Source organism: Nonomuraea zeae, from assembly GCF_005889725.1.
In the GTDB taxonomy this organism is placed as follows: Bacteria; Actinomycetota; Actinomycetes; order Streptosporangiales; family Streptosporangiaceae; genus Nonomuraea; species Nonomuraea zeae.
This window is the reverse complement of record NZ_VCKX01000751.1, coordinates 1-469: the sequence shown is the minus strand read 5'-3', so window position 1 is coordinate 469 and position 469 is coordinate 1. Positions and strand designations below refer to the sequence as shown.

The 469-nt window shown below is 74.4% G+C and carries 1 pseudogene; it reads left to right on the top strand.

The window, feature by feature from the left end:
- Positions 1-30: 30 nt before the first annotated feature.
- Positions 31-222, top strand: a pseudogene (locus ETD85_RS62745) (response regulator transcription factor); the annotation flags it as partial.
- Positions 223-469 lie beyond the last annotated feature (247 nt).

Here is a 469-nt window from a genome sequence, read left to right as displayed (position 1 = left end):
GGCACCGTCGGTTGTGTATAGGAGACCGGGGGGCTGACGGCTCGCGAGATCGAGGTGCTGCGGCTGGTCGCGGAGGGGCTGACGAACCGGGAGATCGCGGAGCGGCTGTTCATCGCGCAGAAGACGGTGAGCGTGCACGTGTCCAACATCCTGGGCAAGCTGGAGGTCTCCACCCGCACCCAGGCGGCCGCGGCCGCACGGGAGCGCGGCCTGCTGTCTTAGCACCTCTCCCGGGGCCCTGAGGCGGGAGCGGCTCGTGCGGGGCGACGCTTGGGGTTTGCACAGGGCGACGCGCGGGCTCGCGCGGGATGGTGCAGGGCGCCACGCGGGGCGGTTGCCGGGCGGCGCGCCGGGCTCGTGCGGGGTGGTGCCGGGCGGCGGTGCCGGGCGGCGCGCGGGGCTCGCGCAGCGTGGCGTGGGGTGGCGCGTGGGGAGCGGGCTAGCAGCTGTCTCTTAGACACATCTGACG